General features: G+C 61.1%; 11 protein-coding genes, 3 tRNA genes and 1 pseudogene. 3 read left to right on the top strand and 12 right to left on the bottom strand.

The window, feature by feature from the left end:
• Positions 1-195 precede the first annotated feature (195 nt).
• Positions 196-1,722, top strand: a complete 1,527-nt coding sequence (gene dinB / locus EP30_RS00925) for a DNA polymerase IV (RefSeq protein WP_140555331.1) — start codon at positions 196-198, stop codon at positions 1,720-1,722.
• Between the two features lie 442 nt (positions 1,723-2,164).
• Here dinB and EP30_RS11045 read toward each other — a convergent pair.
• Positions 2,165-3,586 (bottom strand): annotated as a pseudogene (locus EP30_RS11045) (glycoside-pentoside-hexuronide (GPH):cation symporter).
• Between the two features lie 231 nt (positions 3,587-3,817).
• On the bottom strand, positions 3,818-5,224 hold the full coding sequence (uxaC, locus tag EP30_RS00915; protein WP_094662362.1) for a glucuronate isomerase: 1,407 nt from the start codon (positions 5,222-5,224) through the stop codon (positions 3,818-3,820).
• A gap of 142 nt (positions 5,225-5,366) precedes the next feature.
• Between uxaC and EP30_RS10815 the strand changes: the two genes are divergently transcribed.
• Complete coding sequence (locus tag EP30_RS10815; protein WP_181160724.1) at positions 5,367-5,540, top strand: hypothetical protein; 174 nt, start codon at positions 5,367-5,369, stop codon at positions 5,538-5,540.
• On the top strand, positions 5,530-5,952 hold the full coding sequence (locus EP30_RS00910; protein ID WP_126030356.1) for an HIT family protein: 423 nt from the start codon (positions 5,530-5,532) through the stop codon (positions 5,950-5,952). Before EP30_RS10815 ends, EP30_RS00910 begins: the two co-directional genes overlap by 11 nt.
• Positions 5,953-6,102: 150 nt before the next feature.
• Here the strand turns inward: EP30_RS00910 and dapC are convergent, their stop codons facing one another.
• From dapC to EP30_RS00860, 10 genes are all read right to left on the bottom strand, one after another.
• Positions 6,103-7,248 (bottom strand): succinyldiaminopimelate transaminase, encoded by a 1,146-nt coding sequence (dapC, locus tag EP30_RS00905; RefSeq protein ID WP_094662358.1) that lies wholly within the window; start codon positions 7,246-7,248, stop codon positions 6,103-6,105.
• Positions 7,249-7,453: 205 nt separating this feature from the next.
• Positions 7,454-7,777: a ferredoxin gene (gene fdxA / locus EP30_RS00900; protein ID WP_094662356.1), complete on the bottom strand. Its 324-nt coding sequence runs from the start codon at positions 7,775-7,777 to the stop codon at positions 7,454-7,456.
• Positions 7,778-7,901: 124 nt separating this feature from the next.
• Positions 7,902-9,416: an amino acid permease gene (locus EP30_RS00895; protein ID WP_094662354.1), complete on the bottom strand. Its 1,515-nt coding sequence runs from the start codon at positions 9,414-9,416 to the stop codon at positions 7,902-7,904.
• 192 nt (positions 9,417-9,608) lie between these two features.
• A complete protein-coding gene (locus EP30_RS00890; protein WP_094662352.1) occupies positions 9,609-10,814 on the bottom strand; it encodes an FAD-binding protein in 1,206 nt (401 codons plus the stop codon).
• 126 nt (positions 10,815-10,940) lie between these two features.
• Complete coding sequence (gene rpmG, locus EP30_RS00885; protein ID WP_181160726.1) at positions 10,941-11,108, bottom strand: 50S ribosomal protein L33; 168 nt, start codon at positions 11,106-11,108, stop codon at positions 10,941-10,943.
• Between the two features lie 47 nt (positions 11,109-11,155).
• A tRNA-Met gene (locus tag EP30_RS00880) sits at positions 11,156-11,229 on the bottom strand.
• Between the two features lie 6 nt (positions 11,230-11,235).
• Positions 11,236-11,307, bottom strand: a tRNA-Thr gene (locus EP30_RS00875).
• Position 11,308: 1 nt separating this feature from the next.
• A tRNA-Tyr gene (locus EP30_RS00870) sits at positions 11,309-11,390 on the bottom strand.
• A 42-nt stretch (positions 11,391-11,432) separates the two neighbouring features.
• Positions 11,433-11,753, bottom strand: a complete 321-nt coding sequence (locus tag EP30_RS00865; RefSeq protein ID WP_094662348.1) for a hypothetical protein — start codon at positions 11,751-11,753, stop codon at positions 11,433-11,435.
• Positions 11,754-11,949: 196 nt separating this feature from the next.
• Entirely contained in the window at positions 11,950-16,626 is a 4,677-nt protein-coding gene (locus EP30_RS00860; protein WP_140555328.1) for a transglutaminaseTgpA domain-containing protein, read from the bottom strand.
• Positions 16,627-16,633: the final 7 nt, after the last annotated feature.

The raw sequence follows: 16,633 nt of genomic DNA, 5'->3' as shown, positions 1-16,633 counted from the left end.
GAGACAGTCCAGAAACCACACCACCACAAAACCACACCACCACGAAAACGCAAACTTAACACGAGCATCACACCACAGAAACCACACCACAGAAACCACACCACCGCGAAAACCACCCGGCGATCGGATCGTGGAAGACGATCTCCTCGACAGAAACCACATCGCATTTGGCACCTGCCGTGCTTCAATGGTGGTATGAGTACTTCGCCACGTCTTGCCGCCGTCAAACGGGATTGGGGGCATGACGAGACCGGCTGCACCACGCTGCACATCGACATGGACGCATTCTTCGCGTCCTGCGAGATCGCCCGGCACCCGGAGCTCAAGGGCAAGCCGGTGATCATCGGCACGGGTCCACGATCGGTGGTGTCTGCGGCAAGCTACGAGGCTCGACCGTTCGGCGTGAACTCGGCCATGCCCACGGCCACGGCACGACGACTGTGCCCTCAGGGTATTTTCCTGCCCGTCGACATGGCCTATTACCGGGAGATGTCACGTCGTGTGTTCACTGTGTTCGGCGAGGTGACGGACCGCATCGAACGCGTGTCGGTGGACGAATGCTATATGGACGTGTCGGGGGCGTTGCGACGCTGGAGCAGTCCGACCGCGATCGGCGCATGGTTGCGCAACGAAGTGGCACGCACGTTCGGACTTACCTGTTCGGTAGGCGTGGCGTCGAACAAGCTCGTGGCCAAACTCGCATCGACCAACGCCAAACCCAACGGCATGTTGTTGATTCCCAAGGCCAGGCAGGCCGAATTCGTGCAGATGCTGCCGTTGCGTTCGATTCCCGGCGTGGGTCCGTCACTTGGCAAACGACTCGAACAGTGGGGCGTGACGACGGTGGCGCAATTGGCCGAACTCGATGAGCGGGAACTGGCGCAGGCGTGCGGTTCGGCGTCACATGCGCGTTCGTTGTATCTGGCGGCGCGCGGACTCGACGAACGCACAGTGACGCCATACACCCCAGAGAAGTCGATCGGCGCCGAACGCACATTCGATACGGATGCCACGAGCGCGGACGACGTGACGAGTCTGCTGCTGTGGTGCGCCGACACCGTGGCATCCACGTTGCGACGCAAGGGCCTGATGGCCCGTACGATCACAGTGAAACTACGATTCGCAGACCTGTCGTATTCAACGAAATCGCGCACATTGGAAACGCCGGTCACCACGGCGAGCGCGATCTATCCGCAGAGCGTGCGGCTGCTGGAACGTATGCTCGGCATGGCCGAGGGGGCGGCGGATCATGGCGATACAAGATTGCCGCGTTCGGTACGGCTTGCCGGGCTGAGTGCGTCTGGATTGGCGGATGTGGCGACCACTCCAGTGCAGGCGAGTTTTGACGATTTGCTGGCGGAGGAGGAAGTCGAGAATGCCGGCCGCTCCCCTAGCGAGCGGTCAGCCGGCTCCCGTTTCCCTGCCGCGCATGGGCAGAGTATGTATGGACAGGGCACGCGAGGGCAGGATACACACGACCGGGATGCTCGTGATCAGAATGATGGTCGACGTCATACGCCCCCATCAACGTCAGTATCGGGATCAACGTCACCATCGAGATCGACATCAGTATCAATGCCGTCATCAACTCATGGAACACCGAATCCCAAACGGATGAGTCAGGCGGAGAAGGCGTTGGATTCGATTCGTCAGCGGTATGGCACCGACGCCGTACGACTGGGACTGCGCAAGCCGCACGGCACACATCGCACGGGCGACTGAGCGTCGAGCCACCTCGCTCCCCACGTCCGACCACGACAACCTGCCTATACCGACCAAACCTGCCTATACCGATCAGACCGCCCCTGGCCATGCCGGCGTCCATTCCTACATTCACGTCTGTGCCCGACCGCGGTATGGCCGTGTTCGGATATTGCATGGCATGATCGGACCGCTCGCAATCACATCCGCAATCACATCACTCCACCGCGATCAAGCCGGGCATATTCATCTCACGCATTCACCCCACATACGACAATTCCTCCGAACCATAGGGATATGGTTCGGAGGAATCAGCGATGTCATGGTTCTGATCCGCTCGGCGAATCACTCAACGCTCAGTGAATCACTCACCTTGCGAATCCAATTCACTGAACTCAGAGAATCGTATTCACCAGGCGAATCAGAACCGATCAGCAGATCACTGAATCACTGGATCAGCAGATCAGAGGTTGCCCTTCTCCCACTTGCCGTTGTTCAGGTCGTCGGCGATCTTGCGGTACTTGTCGTCGGTCAGACCGTAGAGGAAGAAGATGATCAGCATGGCGGCGAACAGGGCCACGGCCGGGTAGAGGGTCATGGCGCCCTTGATGCCGTTCAGGGTGGCCTGCGACTGCACCTGGTTGGCGACGTAGCCGGTGACGCCGAGGATGCCGGCGGTGATGACGGCGGCCAGGGACTGCGCGAGCTTACGGGAGAAGTTGAACGCGGCCACGGTAATGCCTTCCTTACGGATGCCGGTGTGCCACTCGCCGTAGTCGATCACGTCGTTGACGAAGGCCCAGGTGATGCCGTTCGGGATGGCGAGGCACACGTAGCCGATGGTCACGAAGATGATGAAGGTGACGAGGTTGGTCGGCAGGAAGTAGTTGATCAGGTTGGCGACGGCACCCACCACGAAGCAGACCACGGCGACCTGCTTCTTGCCGAACTTCTTGACGAGGAACGGGATGGAGAGGATGGCCACGATGGAGCAGCCCATCTGGATGGCGTTGATCACCGGCTGCAGACCCATGTTGCCCAGGTTGTACTCGGCGAAGTACAGCATCATGGCGTTGTTGGTGTTCATGGCGGAGATGGTGAACAGGGTCATCAGAATGATGGCGAGCAGCGGCTTGTTGGTGAAGACCACCTTGATGTAGGCGCCGACGCCTTCCTTCTCCTTGTCACCGGTCTTCTCACGGTTGACCTAGATGTGCTCCTTGCAGTTGAAGAACGTGACGGCGAAGCAGATCACGCCGAGCAGGGCCATGATCGTGGCGGCCACGGCGTATCCGTGGAACGTGGTGACCTTGCCGTCGGAGTTGGAGAACAGCAGGATGATCGGGATGAAGGCCACGCCGGTGATCCACTGGGCGCCCAGCGAACCGGCCTGACGGGTGGTGGCCAGCTGCGCGCGTTCGTCGACGTCACGGGTCATGACGTTCGCGAGGCCCACGTACGGCAGGTTGGTAAACGAATAGCAGGTTCCCCATGCCATGTAGGTGGCGAACGCGTAGACGATACGTCCCCACATCGGGAAGTCGGGCATGGTGAACGTAATGACCGTCAGAATGGACAGCACGATGGCGCCGACCATCATGACCGGACGGAACTTGCCATGCTTGCCGATCTTACGGCTGTCGACGAACGCGCCGGCGATCGGGTCCATGAAGGCGTCGTAGATCTTGGTCACGGCCATGATCGTGGCGACCATGCCGGGGTTGATCAGCGCGACGTCGGTGTAGAACTTGGTCAGGTAGGCCTGACCGAGATCGAACATGAAGCCGTTGCCGAGATCACCAAAGCCGTAGCCGATCTTTTCTCGCCAGCTCAGCTTCTTCTGGCCGTTGATTGTGGCGGCCGTTTCCTGTACTGCACTAGTCATCGTATTTCACCTTTTGATAACAACACCCGTTGCGGCGACGGTGCCGCTACGGTCCTTCCTTTATCTTCAGTTATGCGTCATTCAGTTATGCCGTCGTTTCGGCGCGCGGACCGATGCGGACCGATGCCAATGGAACGACACCGGGACCGCAGCGCCGAAACGACTGCTCTCTCTTATTTCCTTGTTCTTCCTCGGATCACCCGAGGATTCGGCCGATTCCCGATCGGGAGATCAGACGAACAGCTCCTTGGCGTTGTTGTAAGAGACGTCCTGCACCAGCGGGGCCAAAGTGTCGAGATCCGACGGGATCTCGCCGCGGGATGCCCACTCGCCCAGCTGCTCGCACAGGATGCGGCGGAAGAACTCGTGGCGCGGGAAGCTCAGGAACGAGCGGGAATCCGTGGTCATGCCCACGAAGTTGCCCAACAGGGAGCCTTCGGCCATGGTCTGGATCTGCTTGCGGATGCCGGTACGGGTGTCGTTGAACCACCAGGCGTTGCCGAGGGCCATGCGCTGCTTCATGCCGCCCTGGAAGCATCCCATGATGGTGGTGATGGCCAGATAGTCGTTCGGGTTGAGCGAGTAAATGAGCATCTTCGGGATGGAGTCGGTCTTAGCGGCCTCGTTGAGCAGGGCGGCCAGCGGCTCGGCGATGGAACGATCGTTGATCGAATCGTAGCCGGTGTCGGCACCGTGGATGCCGAACTCGCGCTCGTTGATGTTGCGCATGGCGTGGATGTGCAGCTGCATGGTCCAGCCGTGGGCGTGGTAGATCTTCATGAGGTCGAGGAACAGCTGGGTGCGGTACTTGGTGACCTCTTCGAGCGTCAGCGGTTCGCCGGCGCGGGCCTTGGCGAGGATCGCGTCACGCTCGGCGGCGGTGGACGGCGCGTACAGCATCAGGTCGGCCGCGTGGTCGGACAGGCGGGATCCGTGCTCGTGGAAGAAGTCGACGCGCTTGTTGATGGCGGCCATCATGTCGTCGAAGGAGTTGATGGTGTCGCCGGTGACCTGCTCGAGCTGGTCGACCCACTCGCCGAAGCCGGCCTTGTCGGGGTTCAGGGCCTTGTCCGGGCGCATGGCCGGGATCATCTTGAAGGTGTCGCCGCCATCCTTCTCGAATGCGATGTGGTATTCGAGGGAATCGACCGGATCATCGGTGGTGCAGATGGTGTCGAGGTTCATGCGGCGCAGCAGCGAACGACGGGAGAACTCCGGAGTGGCCAGCATCTCGTTGGTCTTCTCGTAGATGTCCTTGGCTGTCTTGGTGTTCAGCTCGTCGGTGATGCCGAAGTAGCGGCGCAGCTCCTGATGGGTCCACATGTAGACCGGGGAGCCGATGGCCTTCTCCATGGTCTGCGCGTAGGCATAGAACTTGTCCCACGGATCGCCGTTGCCGGTGATGAGCTCCTCCGGCACGCCGTTGGCACGCTCCAGACGCCACTTGTAGTGGTCGCCGTAGTTGTTGCCGTCGGTGAGCCATGCCTCGACGATGTCCTTGAAGTTCGGATCCTTGTAGATCTCCTCCGGATGCAGGTGGCAGTGGTAGTCCACGATCGGCATGCTCTCCGCGTAACCGTGGAACAGCTCCTTGGCCAGATCCGTGGTCAGCAGGTAGTCATCATCCATGAAAGCCATGGTCAGTAACCTCCTTCGGTCCTTCCGACCACCGCGCACACTACGGCCTAGGCCGCCACTGTATGGCTGTGATCGTGGTTTTCCGTCTTTCCGTAAGGACTGCGTCCATGCAATCCTTTGAACACTTTTCACAATAGGAAGCGTGAGCCAGATCACTTTCTTTTGTTGCCAGCGTTTGCCTCTTTTTTTGATTGTTGTTGACAATGTTGCAACTCGTGGCAACAATTACGGCATCGATTTCCCGGCATTCCTATGCTGGAATCAGCATCTCCATGACGAGATCGCACTCGATGAAAGGAATTTCAATGAGCAATGAAGCTTGTGCATACTGCGATGAGGGCGCCGCTCTGGACGCCTTCGGCATCAAGATCTACGAACTGCCGGCGAGCAAGCTGGTGCTGTTCAAGGAGCAGAGCCACAAAGGTCGTGTGATCGTCGCATCCAAGCATCACGTCTCCGAAATCGTGGAGCTGAGCGAAGCCGATCGCAATGCCTTCTTCGACGACGTTGACCGCGTGGCCAAGGCCCTGCACGCCACGTTCCACCCGGACAAGGTGAACTACGGCGCCTACGGCGACACCGGTCATCATCTGCACTTCCATCTGGTGCCGAAGTACAAGGATGACGAGTTCGAGTGGGGCGGCACCTTTGCCATGAACCCCGATCGCGTGCATCTGACCGATGCCGAGTACGACGAGCTGGCCAAGGCCATCGTCGCGAATCTCTGATTGACGAGTCACCGACTGGTATTACTTTCCCCTTCTGATCCCTTCCCTAAGCGAGGAGCCTCCGTCATTGGCGGAGGCTCCTCGTGTATGTACGCACCGTATGCGTATGGATGCGTATCGCGTATGAATACGTACCCCGTTATCCGTTCCCTATCTATTCAGATCGGCGTGTGCCAGTCGTTCGGCGGCGGCGCTGACCGCGGCATCGCCGGCGGTGGCGGACACACGCAGATATTCCTTGTCGCCGTAGAACTCCCCCGGACTGACGATGATGCCAAGCCTGGCGAGCGCATCGATGTCGGTCCAGCAGTCACCGCTGACGGCCTTGACCCATACGTACAAGGCACCTTCCGGCATCTCCGCCTCGTATCCGGCGGCACGCAGACCGTCGACGAGCAGTTCCAGACGTTCGCGATACCGCGAGCGCTGCGCGATCACCGAATCCAGATCGTCGAGTCCGGCGGCCATGGCGGCCTGGCTGGGCCCGGGGATGATCTGGCCGATCTGCTTGCGCGTCTCCAGCATGGGGGCGACGATGGCGTTGTCGCCTACGATCAGTGCCGTACGATAGCCGGCCATGTTGGACTGCTTGCTCAGCGAGTACAGGCACAGCAGCCCCTTGGCGCTGCCTTCGCAGACGTCGTTATTGAGAATGCAGTCGGTGGCGGTGAGTTCCGGGACGTCTGATCGCCAGTCCATGAGCGCGTAGCATTCGTCGGAAACCACGACCGCGCCGATCCGGCGTGCCGTGTCGACGATGGCGCGCAGCTGTGCGGCGGTGAGCACTTCGCCGGTCGGATTGGACGGCGAGTTGACCCATATCATCTTCACGCCGGGCACGTGCTCCCAGGATGCCACGTCGGCGACGTCCGCTTTCAACGTCTGCGCGCCGGCCAGCTGGGTGCCGATTTCGTATGTCGGGTAGGAGATGCGCGGCTGCACCACGACGTCGCCGTGGCCAAGTCCGAGCAGTGACGCCATGAGTGCGACGCCTTCCTTGGATCCCACCGTGGGGCAGATGCCGGCACCGATTGCCTCGAGTTCCACGCCGCGCGCCTTGGAGAACCATCGGGTGATGGCTTCACGCAGCTGTGTGGTGCCGCGTGTGACCGGATATCCGTAGGCGTTCGGATCGTCGGAGGCGTCGGCGAGCGCTGTGCGTACGCTGGCGGGCACATCGTCGACCGGCGAGCCGATGGACAGGTCGATCATGCCGTCCGGATGCTGTGCGGCCACGGCTTTGGCCGCGGACAGTCGAGACCAGTCGTATGGCGTGTTGAATGGTGCGAATCCCACAGGTCTTCTCCGTTCATAGGTGTTCGGGCGTTCACGGGCATTCCGCCCTGCCGCGCCCTACCGATACATCGGTAATCGTAATCAGGCGTAATCACACGTAATAATAAAAGATTCCGGTGCCGTTCACGTCCGCTCTCCCGTTCCGAGGGCAATTCGAACATGTATGACGCCGGAATCTGATAATCAGTACTGAAAAATCTGGGATTCAGTCCTGATTCTGCGGGGGCAACGCGGCCACCTGCTCCTGATCGTGGTCGATCTCGCCGAAGCCGGAGGCTCCGCCCTGATCGCCCACTTCGGCGAAGAACTGCACTGCGGCATCCTTGTACCAAGCCCACTCCTCGGGCAGATCGTCCTCGTAGAAGATGGCTTCGGTGGGGCACACGGGCTCGCAGGCACCGCAGTCCACGCATTCGTTCGGGTTGATGTACAGCGTACGTGGCCCCTCGTAGATGCAGTCCACCGGGCATTCGTCCACACAGGCCTTGTCCTTCACGTCCACGCAGGGCTGGGCAACAACATAAGGCATGATCAATCTCCTTCATCTCGCCGCACATCCCCGCGGCGTTTCACATACTGAACATATAGTTTACGCCGCCCCCATAACAGGGACGGCGTATGGCTGTGATTAGTCGCTGATTAGTCGTTGACGATCAGCGAGCGTCTGCTGGAATGTCACCCTTGAGCTGGTCAAGTCCCAGACGGGAGTGACGGTAGCCGTAGGCGAAGTAGATCGCGAAGCCGACGACCAGCCACACCACGAACCGCACCCAGGTGAGCACGGTGAGGTTGAGCATGAGCCACAGGTTCGCCAAGCCGATGAGGATCGGCACCCACGGGTTGCCGGGCATGACGAACGAACGCTTGAGGTCGGGGCGCTTCCTGCGCATGATCGGCACGGAGATGGCGACCAGCGTGAACGCGGACAGCGTACCGATGTTCACCATGTCGGACAGCACGCCGATGTCGAAGAACGCGGCGACCAGAGCCACGACCACACCGCAGGCGATCTGCAGGATGGCCGGGGTGCCGTGTGCGCCGGTCTTGGACAGGCCGCGCGGCAGCAGTCCGTCACGGCTCATGGCGAACACGATGCGAGTCAGGCCGAGCAGCAGCACCATGACCACGGTCGCCAGACCGAGCACGATGCCGAAGCTGATGATCTTGGCCGCCCAGTTGGCACCCACAAGTTCGAATGCGGTGGCGAGCGACGGGCTTTGGGCCTTGGCCAGATCCTTGTAGGAGACCATGCCGGTGGTCACCACGGCCACGGCCACGTACATGACGATGATGAGCAGCATGCCGGTGCCGATGCCCAGCGGCACGGCCTTCTTCGGATTGTCGGTCTCCTCGGCCGCGGTGGCCACCACGTCGAAGCCGATGAAGGCGAAGAACACGAGGGCCGCACCGGACAGGATGCCGGGGATGCCGTAGATCGACGGGGTCATGCCGGTGGCCCACTGCCACAGCGGCTGCGCCCAGATGCCGGTGACCTCGCTGGATGCGGTCTGCACGGAGGATGCCGGTTCGCTCGGCGGGATGAACGGCGTGAAGTTGGATGCCTTGACGTAGAAGAATCCGACGATGACGACGAAGAACACGATGGCGATCTTGAGCACGGTCATCGCGCCGTCCACGCGAGCGCCCAGTCGGGTGCCGTAGACGAGCAGCACGGTGAAGAACGCCACGATGATGATCGGGGCCACGTCAAGCGTGAACGATCCGATCTGGACGCCGGTATTGAGGTTCCATCCCATCAGTCGGAAGAAATCGTTAAGGTACACACCCCAGTACTTGGAGATGACGGAGCCCGCCATCAGCATTTCCAGGATCAGATCCCAGCCGATGATCCACGCCACCATCTCGCCGACCGTGGTGTAGGTGAAGGTGTAGGCGGATCCCGCCACCGGGATCATCGAGGCGAATTCGGCGTAGCACATCACGGCCGCACCGCACACGATGCCGGCGATCAGGAAGCTGATGATCACGGCGGGGCCGGCATGATAGGCGGCGGCCTGGGCACCCACGGAAAAGATGCCTGCACCCACGGCGACGGCCACGCCCATGATGGCCAGATCCCACCATTTCAGATTGCGTTTGAGCTTGCGGTCGGCTTCGTCGGTTTCGGCGATGGTCTGCTCGACCGTCTTGGTTCGTAAAAGATTCATGATGTCTTTATGGTGTCCTTCTCCCGGAGTCGACCTGCGATGCTGCACGGCCTCCCGCTTGTAGTTCCTTGAAGAGATTAGACAAGAATTGTGAAAAAACAAGTAAACCGGCGAGGATTCGCCGGTTACGCACAGGTTACGTCCGAAATATGGGATGTAAACCGTTTTACGGGACGATTCGGCACATACCGATCAGTGCAGATCGACGCCGATGGTCACGGGTTCGGGAATCAGTCGTACGCCGAATGTGGACTCCACACCGTTCTGCACCGTACGGGCGAGTTCGGCGACATCGTCGGCGGTGGCGGATCCCCGGTTGGTCAGGGCCAGCGTGTGCAACGTGGACAGCGAGGCTGCCGCCCCCTCGCGCACGGCGAATCCCTTATGGAATCCGGCGTGATCGATCAGCCATGCGGCCGAGGTCTTCACGCCCTGCGTGCCGTCCGGCAGCGGGGCCGCGAACCGCGGCGCGTCCTCGGGAAGAGCGGCGGCGGCATCGGCGGTGAGCACCGGGTTCATGAAGAAACTGCCGCAGCTGTGACGGTTGTAGTCGGGTGCAGTGGAGCCGTTCGCCGTCTTCAGCGCCGTCATGGCCGCTTCGATCGTGCGATCCTCCTTGGTGCCGCGCATCCACGGCGATGCGTACCGGTTGGGGTCCTCGAGCATGCCCTTGCCGGCACGCACGGCGAGTACGGCATCACGAATGGCCTGCGTTTCCAGACGGGCACCGGTTTCCACGCCGAGCGCCCGGGCGAGCTGGCCGACGTTGACCACGCCGGTGGCGCTGTGCCGCAACGCGAACGTGACCGACAGCACCACATAGCGCGGCGTGGGGAAATAGCAGTCGGCCGGCACCGCGGGAGCCTGGTACATGCTCGACTTGAGCGCCGAGGTGCGGTATCCGAAATGCAGATCAGCGGTCGTGAGTTCCACGACCTTCTTGGTTTCGCGATCCCAGACCTCCACGGAGTCGACGCTGTCGGCGACCTCCTGCCCGTAGGCGCCGATGTTCTGCACCACGGAGGCACCCACCGTCCCTGGAATGCCGGAAAGGCCTTCAACGCCTTCCAGGCCGAGTCGGACGCAGAACTCGACGAGATCATCCCAGTTCACACCGGCGTCTGCGCTCACATGCACGGTTCGGTCCTCGCCTTCGACGGGAGCCACTTCGTCAGGCACGCCGATCGATCGTCTCGCATCGCGGACGACGAATCCCATGAACGGCTCATCGCTGACCAGCATATTGGAACCGCCACCGATTACGCACAGCGGCAGTCCACGATCATCCGCATCCTCAACGGCTTCGATCACACCGACGCGGGAGTCGGGTTCAATGAAACGTGCGATGGATCCGCCTACGCCGATGGTGGTCAGATCCGCAAAAGTAGGAGAAGTCATATGGCCCACCATATCAGGGGCAGTAGGCGTTGCCGGACATACAAAAAACTGGAGCCGGTAAACTCGAATCCGGAAATACAAAAAATCCCGACCACTTTGCAGTGATCGGGATGTAAAGTCTATACCTCAGCGGGTCTCGCGGTGCACAGTCTTCTTGCCGCAACGCGGGCAGAACTTCTGCAGCTCAAGGCGATCCGGGGTGTTACGACGGTTCTTGGTCGTAATGTAGTTACGCTCTTTGCACTCGGTGCAGGCCAGCGTGATGCCGGGACGGATATCGGCGCTTTTTGCCATCATTCACCTCTGTAATAGTGTCATCGCCGGTTTCTCCGACGTTTTTGTAGCGAGGAAGAGACTCGAACTCTTGACCTTACGATTATGAGTCGTACGCTCTAACCAGCTGAGCTACCCCGCCATTGAGAGCCTCGAGCGAGAATCGGACTCGCGACCTCTTCCTTACCAAGGAAGTGCTCTACCACTGAGCTATCGAGGCGTGGCGGATAGTGGATTCGAACCACTGAAGCACGAAGCGGCTGATTTACAGTCAGCTCCCTTTGACCGCTTGGGAAATCCGCCGTTACTTCTCCCGGAGGAAGGCCCCCGTGATCGGCAACTCGGCTATATAAACACATTTTTCCGGGGCGCGCAAATCGGCGTGTCGTAGGCGTGTCGCCACCGGTACATCGCCCGCTCTATTCGCTTGTATCCCAGTATTTCCAACGGAAATCCGGCTTCGGTGAAGATCTGCTTGGGGCCTTTGCCCCGCTGATACTCCGCAATCGCGTGTTTGGAAAATTCCTTGGTGTAGTGGATGTTTCCCCGGGAATCGACGTGATCGACAGCGTCCAGATCCTCCAACAGACGCCTCTGATCCGCAGTGAAACCATGGGATTTCACGGTCCGATCCGCATCCTGATGTGATTGATTATGCTGCGTCATGGCACCTCCTTGTTGTCCATTGCTCGCCGCATACCGCATTCGCGCCGATATCGGATCCGCATAGCCACAACGATCGCCATTATGCCTGCATTGTCTGGGAACTTAACGCACGGCAAGTCAAAAGTGCGTCAAAACCCAGTCCGTACGAACGGTCCGGTCAGTGTCGGATTGCCGGATTCAGTATTGGTTTGCCGGATCAGCGCCGGAACAGCGAGCGCGGAACCAGCCGCAGCGACAGCAGACGCCCAATGCGTACGATCGCAGGCAGTGACCTAGCACGATCGGACCAGACACGTGACAGTACCGCACGCGCATCGTCGAGTGATGCGACGATGCGCGAGGATTCGGTATCGGCAGAGTCCGCGGCGGCAACGTTCCCGAACCTGCTCACCGATACGTCTCCGGCGACACCAGAGACATCGTTTCGCCGGGAACCGCCTCCATAGGCGGCGGCTTCGGCGTGGTCGGCCATCATGCCGATCGTGTCGATCACGGCATCGTAGTCGTCGACTTCCGTCGTATTCTCCCGTATCTTCCGCACGTCGTCCCGTCTGATCCATTGCACGATCGTGTCGGCGATGTCTTGTTCGGTGGCGCTCGTCGGCCATCGCACCGACCAGTCCCATGCCGTATCGGTCAGTTCACGCCATGCGATCAGCCAGGCGCGATCCCCGTCGGCGTGGATCGCACGGATTTCACGGATTCGACGACGGCGACGCCACGCACGAATCCACATGCCCGAACTGACGATCGCATACCCGCACACCATCGCGGCAAGTACGGCGAGCGCCGTCGCGGCACGGGAATGCAGGAATGCGGCCCAACCCTGATCGCCCTGTCCGACGGCATCACCATCAGTCGTCGAATCGGCGTTCTCGCCGTCATCGGTCGTATCGGTATCGGCGCTGCCCGACTGGCTGACGGACGGCGTGGCGGACGCGTTCTGCGACGCCGACGATGACGACGTGTCAGACGGCTGCGCACTAGCGGAGGCTGACGTGCTCGGCGCGATGGCGGTCTGCCCGGCATCGGTACCCGTTGCGGCATCGACGCCATCGGCCGGCGTCACGTCGAAGGGGATCCAGCCGAGTCCGTTGATGTATGCCTCCACCCAGCTGTGCAGCTGATTGCTGGCCACGGCATATGATCCATCCGAGGATTCGCCGCTGCCGGGCGAATAGCCAAGCACCATGCGGGTTTTCACACCCATGGCCCGGCCGAGCACGGCGAGCGCCGACGCATAGTGGGCGCAGTAGCCGGTCTTGCGATCGAGGAAGTCGCCGATCACCTGCATGTTGTTGCGTCCGGAACCGTCGGGCGCGCTGACCGAGTAGGAGAATCCGTTGTGCGTGAAGTAGTCGACCAGATATTCCATGGCCGCGATCTGGCTTTCCGCCCCGCCGCCGGACGTCGGCACGCCCTGCCGTTTGGCCTGATCGACCACTGCCGTCACCTGTGCCGGCAGAACGTCCGGCAGTTCGTCGTAGCCGCTCGGAATACGCTCATCGATGACGGCATCAGTAGAACGTGACCCATCTCCGGCATTCGCTGTGCCCGCTGTCGTCATACTGCCATCGCTGTTGAACATGGTCTGCATGGGCGGCACCAGGAACGAGAATTCGTTGTCGCCGACTTGCGCTCCCGCGCCAAGCGCCCCATACATGTCGCTCATCAGACGGACCAGCCATGCCGATGGATTGAGTTCGATCGTGTATCCACGCACTTCGTATGCGGTCACGCCGGTACTGACGTCGGACTTGCCGTCGTTGATGACGACTTCGGGGATGCCGATAAGCCATGACCGTCCGCGCAGACCGTATTGGTCGATCACGTCGTCGTTGAATCTGATGCCGTTGCGCGTGAATTCGCCGATCCTGTTGCCGTTGGTATCGGTCACGGTGGTGGGATCGTCGCCGACGCGGATGCGGAACGTCTGCGATGTCCGACTCTCGTTGGCCTTGGTTTTCAGCGTGTTGAGCGCGTCGATGGTGGAAAAGTCGCCGGATGAGCGGATCGGGGTGATGTAGGTGCCGTCCGCGGTGTAGGTCATGCCCGGCATGGTGACGGCCATGACGCTGTAGAAGGCCGAGTCGCCGCCGCGCCGCCAAACACCCGCCGACGTGGCCTGACTGGTGTTCACGGAACCGGAGGGCACGGGCAGGAATCGGGAGTTGAGTGAATCGATGGTCACCTTGGTGTTGACTTCCCACTCGGCCCCTTCCGCACCTCCCGACTGGGTGCCGCCAAGTACGTCGAGGTACTGTTCGATTGGCGTGGCGTCGTTGAACCGGTTGTAGGGCGAATACTGGTACTGGCCGGCGACGGGCGACCATGCGGAACCGGAGGAGGTGGTCACGCCATCGTTCCCGGTATCGCCGGCATTGCCGTTATAGAAACCGCCGCGCTCGCTGAGCCGTGAGGAGAACGACCACGTGTCGCCATTGAAGTCGTCGAGCGTGGCGAGTCGGAAGTACAGGCGTTCATTGGCGGTGTAGGTGAATACGGTGGTGGCACCGGTCTGGTTCACGCCACGTTTGAGATCGATCATCGGGTTGATCGTGCCGTTGGAGAACAGTCCGCCGCCCTCGCCCAGTGAGATGTCCACGCGCTGGGCGGCGGTAACGGCCATGGGCGTGAATCCCACGGCGATGGAGGCCACGATCAGGGATGCGATAAGCGGTACGGGCGGGCGCATGCGCGTGCGATGATCATGCGACGACCACAGCAGGACACCGCCGGACACGAGACAGACCACGATCCACGGCAGGGAGAGCTCCTGGCCCGCCCACGCATAGTCCACGGCGGCGATGGCGATCGGCAGCACTGCGACGATGGGTCGAATCGGACGGAATATCAGCAGTATGCGCAGCACGATGGCGATGGCGGCGACCACAAGTATGAGCAGCGCGTCGGCATTGCCGCCAAGGACGACCGGCACATACTGCTCGTAGATCTCGATCGCTCCGGACGACAGGGCATTGATCACAGTCGTCAGCGAGTGGAATATGCCGGTCTGCTCGTCCGCTTGCGCAAGGGGGTCTTGAGGACTGCCATTGGGGGTGTCGGACGACGATATATCGGCCGCGGATTCTGCCGCGAATCGTCGAATGCGTAGGATCGCAAGGATCACAGCCGCGATGACGACAAGGAGGCTGACGACGAGTCCGCGTATCAGTCGGATGCGTCGGCGTTTGGCCGGAATCGCCGCATCCAAGCCAATGATCGGTAGCGCCGCAATCGCGAACCATGTCCACCATCCGAAGGAGAACAGCGTACTGGTCTGCCATACGGCGATCGCCAGCAGGACCGGCATGGTGATGGCCTGAGCGACGATTGCAGGCACGGTAGAAGTGGCAGCGGCGGTCTCCGCAACGCCTGATGACACTTGAGCAGCAGACGAATCAGTGGCAACGGATACGGCAGAGTCGATGCCTGTTTTCTTCGGCACCCGCACGACGTCAAACCGACGTTCCGGCACCACCGCACGCAACGCCTGCTCCAATGTCGACTGCGACGATATCGTTGGCGACACAGTGGCGGAATGCGGATTCCGCACATCGCCGTTCGACGTACCGGCACTCCGCTCGTCGACGTTCCGTTCACGGTTCTCCGCATGGTGTGCATTGTTGCCGTCGTGGGAATCCCCAGACCTATCCACGTCATCCACCGTCGTGTGCACAACTTTGGGGATGTGTATGGAAGAGCGCTCCCCCGCGCCCGATTCTGTTGGCTTGTCCGTCGTGCCGGATTCTGCCGATTCAGCCGATTCCGGCGTCAACAGCACCACGGTGTAGCCGGGCAGACGGCCCAGCGCCTGCGCAACCTGCCTAGCGCGCTCCCCGACGGTCACAGCATGATCGCCCGACTGGGCAGCCGCCAGAAACCGTTCAATGGCATCGGCGTTCGAGTATACCGTCTCGCCGTCCGTCACCGACACCCGCACGCCTGCCGCGCGCAACGACTCGTATCGTTGGGCCGCTGTGGCAAGGCATGCGTCAATGGAACGGACGGTCGCTGTGTCGACCACGATCAGCGTGTCGGATCGGGCGTCGCGGGAGCCTTCGCGGGTCATCAGTGTGCCGCGATGCGCGCTCGCCCGCCAGGCGATCATGCGCCAGGGGTCGCCGGATTCGTATCGGCGGACCGTGGCGGCGTCGGTCTCCTCCCCGCGACCGGGATGCGACGACATCGGCGTGATTCCCTTGAGTTCGGCGAGCGCGATGTCGGGAGGATTCAGCCGTTCGATGTGGTCACGAATCAGCCGTCGACTCTTCCACAGACCGAACGCGTCGAACCACGTGACCGCCGTGGCATCCAAGCGGTACAGTCCTCGATCAACAGGCGTATCGGTGGAACGAAATCGACGGATTACGTGATCATGCTGATCGAGTTGTGACCATTGGCATTCACGACGGATGAGACCGGGAATCATGCAGCGTCGGACGATAGTCACAACGGACCGCCGGAAGTCGCGCGTTGCGGCATCGTCGTCCATTCGGCCATGTTGACGGCTGACAAGCGGACGTGTTGCCAGCGTTACGATCAGCGAGATCACCGCCAATGCGGGGACACTGATCGCCAACGCCATAAGCGCGGTGCTGTCGACCGCCAATGCGAAGAACAGGGCCACACCGGCAAGCGCCAGCAGCACGATCAGACGAACGGTCGGGCGAACCATGCCATGCCGGTAGGGTTTGCGCATGACGATGGTCGTGTTGTGGGCATTGGCCGTATGGGCATGAGCATGCGTAAGCGAACGGAAACGGTTGCGCCATGCGAATCGGTCACGCTGTCCCGACCGCGCACGACGCGCCGAACGAACGTCGGCCGCAGCTCGACGACGTCCCACAGCTTGACCGTCATGCGCACTCATGGCCTGC

The sequence above is a fragment of the Bifidobacterium sp. UTCIF-39 genome, from assembly GCF_006408715.1.
GTDB lineage: Bacteria > Actinomycetota > Actinomycetes > Actinomycetales > Bifidobacteriaceae > Galliscardovia > Galliscardovia tissieri.
This window is presented reverse-complemented; position numbering and strand designations above follow the sequence as displayed.

Bases quoted from the DNA above. Each gene is read 5' to 3' on its own strand.
- dinB (WP_140555331.1), top strand. From the start codon at position 196: ATGAGTACTTCGCCACGTCTTGCCGCCGTCAAACGGGATTGGGGGCAT.
- uxaC (WP_094662362.1), bottom strand. From the start codon at position 5,224: ATGGCTTTCATGGATGATGACTACCTGCTGACCACGGATCTGGCCAAG.
- EP30_RS00910 (WP_126030356.1), top strand. From the start codon at position 5,530: ATGAGCAATGAAGCTTGTGCATACTGCGATGAGGGCGCCGCTCTGGAC.
- fdxA (WP_094662356.1), bottom strand. From the start codon at position 7,777: ATGCCTTATGTTGTTGCCCAGCCCTGCGTGGACGTGAAGGACAAGGCC.
- EP30_RS00895 (WP_094662354.1), bottom strand. From the start codon at position 9,416: ATGAATCTTTTACGAACCAAGACGGTCGAGCAGACCATCGCCGAAACC.
- EP30_RS00890 (WP_094662352.1), bottom strand. From the start codon at position 10,814: ATGACTTCTCCTACTTTTGCGGATCTGACCACCATCGGCGTAGGCGGA.
- rpmG (WP_181160726.1), bottom strand. From the start codon at position 11,108: ATGGCAAAAAGCGCCGATATCCGTCCCGGCATCACGCTGGCCTGCACC.
- EP30_RS00865 (WP_094662348.1), bottom strand. From the start codon at position 11,753: ATGACGCAGCATAATCAATCACATCAGGATGCGGATCGGACCGTGAAA.
- EP30_RS00860 (WP_140555328.1), bottom strand. From the start codon at position 16,626: ATGAGTGCGCATGACGGTCAAGCTGTGGGACGTCGTCGAGCTGCGGCC.